Here is a 2833-nt window from a genome sequence, read left to right as displayed (position 1 = left end):
ATCGACCTGTGGGGCTCGGCCTCACTGCGCACCGGCGGCGAGGAGATCGCGCAAGGATTGGCGCTGATGGGCTGCCGGCCGCAATGGGATTCGGCGACCGGCCGCATCACCGGCATCGAGGTGCTGCCGCCGGCCACTCTTGGCCGGCCACGCGTCGATGTCACCTGGCGCATATCGGGCCTGTTCCGCGATATGTTCCCGACCCAGATCGCACTGATCGATGCCGCCGCCAACGCGGTCGGCGCCCGCGACGAGGAGGACTCGGAAAACCCGCTCGCGGCCAAAACCCGTGCCGATGGCAAGCTCAGCCCGCGCATCTTCGGCACCTCACCCGGCACATACGGCGCCGGCGTCGAGGATATCTTGTCCTCCGGTAACTGGGCGGCGCGCGAAGAAATCGGCCGCGCCTATCTCGACGCCACCTCGCATGCCTATGGCGGTGCCAAGGGCGAAGGCGTATCGGTGCCCGGCGTCTTCGAAACCCGCATCGCCGAGGCCGATCTTCTCGTCCACCCCGGCGACGACCCCGGCCGCGACATCCTCGAAGGCTCCGCCGAGGTCGCTTTCATCGGCGGCTTTTCGGCCGCCCTTGCGGCGCTCGGCAGGAATGCCGACGTCATCGTGCTCGACACCACGGACCCGCAAAAGCCCAAGCCGCGTTCGCTCAGTGAGGCCGTATCGCGGGTGGTGCGCGCCCGCGCCGTCAATCCACGCTTCATATCGGGACAGATGCGCCACGGCCCGCGTGGCGCCTCCGAATTTGCCGAAACCGTAGACCGCCTGGTCGGCTTCGCCGAAACCACGCACGCCATTTCGGGCACGCTGATCGAGGCAGTGCACGATGCCTATCTCGGCGATCCCATGGTCCGCGCCTTCATCCTGCGCGAGAACCCCGCCGCCGCCAAAGTCATCGCCGAGCGCTTCCTGTCGGCGCGACGGCGTGGCCTGTGGCATCCCCTGCGCAACTCCATCGACGACGATCTCACGGCCATGATTGCCGAGGCCGAGGCGCTTGGGGTGGCGGCATGAACGCCTTCTCTCGTCGCGGCGCCTGCCCGGCTTTGTCGGTGCCAATGCAAACCGGCGACGGGCTTTTGGTGCGGCTCAACCCGGTTGCTGGAGGCCCATCTTCTGGAGGCCCGACTTCTGGAGGATTGTCGCCGAAGCTTTTGATCGGGTTAGCCGAATCCGCCTTGCGGCATGGCAATGGCATCATGGAAGTCACCGCGCGCGGCAGTCTACAGATACGTGGGCTGACGACGGACAGCGCGATGCTGCTGGCGGCGGAGGTCGATGCGCTTGATATCGCGGTGCGCACCGGCGTGCCGGTGGAGACCGGCCCGCTGGCCGGCATTGATCCGCAGGAGATTGCCGATCCCCGGCCACTGGCTGAACGGATCAGGGCGGCGATTGACGAGGCTGGATTAGCGCCGAGGCTGGGGCCGAAGGTTTCCGTGATTGTGGACGGCTGCGGGCAGTTGACGATGGATTCGGTGACGGCCGATGTGCGGCTTGCTGCAGTGCGGGTCGATGCAGGAGTTCGGTGGCGGGTGTCTGTCGCGGGTGATGGGTGGAACGCGAAGGCGCTTGTCACAGTGGAAGGCGATGCAGCGTGCGACATCACCGTCGCGGCCTTAAGAATGGTCGCCGAGAAAGGGCGTGAGGCCCACGCAAGAGATCTGTCGGAGAGACAATTAGCGTCTCTTGCAAGGTGGCATTCTGTGGTGCCCCCCTCTGTCCTGCCGGACATCTCCCCCTCAAGGGGGGAGATTGCGCTATCGCTGACGGTTTCGCCAATCTCTGATGTCGGTAAGGAAAAGCCGGCGTCGAAGCTGCCGATCTCCCCCCCTGAGGGGGAGATGTCCGGCAGGACAGAGGGGGGCGCCTCGCGTAAACCTATCGGCCTTTTCCCCTTAGCCGGCGACGCCACCGCCCTCGGCATCGCCCTCCCCTACGGCAGCATGCCAGCAGAGAAGATCATCGCTCTCGCCCAACACGCCCTCGCCCTCGGCACCTCAGAAATCCGCCTAGCCCCCGGCCGCGCCCTGCTCTTCCTCGGTCACCCACCGGCAGCCAACCAACCCCTCCAACACACCGCCACCGCCCTCGGTTTCGTCACCGCTCCCACCGACCCGCGCACGCGCATAGCCGCTTGCCCCGGCACACCAGCCTGCGCCTCGGGCCGCATCGCCACGCGCGACATCGCCGAGACGATTGCCACTGAAAACGCCGACATCCTCGACTTCACCCTGCACATTTCCGGCTGTGCCAAAGGCTGCGCCCACCCCGGCCTGGCGACGCTGACGATTGTCGGCGGCGAAAACGGAGCCGGACTTGTCGTGAACGCGACGGCAAAGGCCCTTCCTGCGGGCTACAGGCCGGGCTATGACGCCGCGCGCGGCATCCGCCGCGTCGCGGCAATGATCCGCAGCGCACGATATCAAGGCGAGACTGCCGCTGCTTGCCTGACAAGGCTCGGGCCGGCCGGTATCGCCGAGGCTTACCGACAGGCCCAAACTGAAAAACGGAAATGAGCATGGCCGCCTACGACTACATCCATGACGGCACGGCGATCTACGAGCGCTCCTTCGCCATTATCCGCGCCGAGGCTGATCTTTCGCGCTTCTCCGAGGCCGAGGCCGATGTCGCTATCCGCATGATCCATGCCTGCGGCCAGGTCGAAGCCGCCAGGTACTTTGTGTTCTCCACCGATTTCGTTGCCGCTGCTCGCACCGCTTTGGCGGCGGGCGCGCCAATTTTCTGCGACGCGGAAATGGTCTCGCATGGCGTCACCCGCGCCAGGCTGCCGGCCGGCAACGAGGTGATCTGCACC

The 2833-nt window shown here is 66.3% G+C and carries 3 protein-coding genes; all 3 read left to right on the top strand.

Going from position 1 to position 2833, the window contains the following annotated elements:
- Positions 1 to 1029, top strand: a 1029-nt coding sequence (locus tag EN750_RS27590) for a cobaltochelatase subunit CobN (protein WP_189526497.1), incomplete at its 5' end; no start/stop codon positions are given.
- A complete protein-coding gene (gene cobG / locus EN750_RS27585) occupies positions 1026 to 2534 on the top strand; it encodes a precorrin-3B synthase (protein WP_127398581.1) in 1509 nt (502 codons plus the stop codon). The genes EN750_RS27590 and cobG, both read left to right, overlap by 4 nt.
- A gap of 2 nt (positions 2535 to 2536) precedes the next feature.
- The coding region (locus EN750_RS27580; protein WP_189526495.1) for a precorrin-8X methylmutase at positions 2537 to 2833 on the top strand (297 nt) is incomplete at its 3' end.

The organism is Mesorhizobium sp. M7A.F.Ca.ET.027.03.2.1 (assembly GCF_003999175.1).
Lineage (GTDB): Bacteria > Pseudomonadota > Alphaproteobacteria > Rhizobiales > Rhizobiaceae > Mesorhizobium.
The sequence above is the reverse complement of the archived record's forward strand: the minus strand, read 5'-3'. Positions and strand labels throughout refer to the sequence as shown.

Bases quoted from the DNA above. Each gene is read 5' to 3' on its own strand.
- cobG (WP_127398581.1), top strand. From the start codon at position 1,026: ATGAACGCCTTCTCTCGTCGCGGCGCCTGCCCGGCTTTGTCGGTGCCA.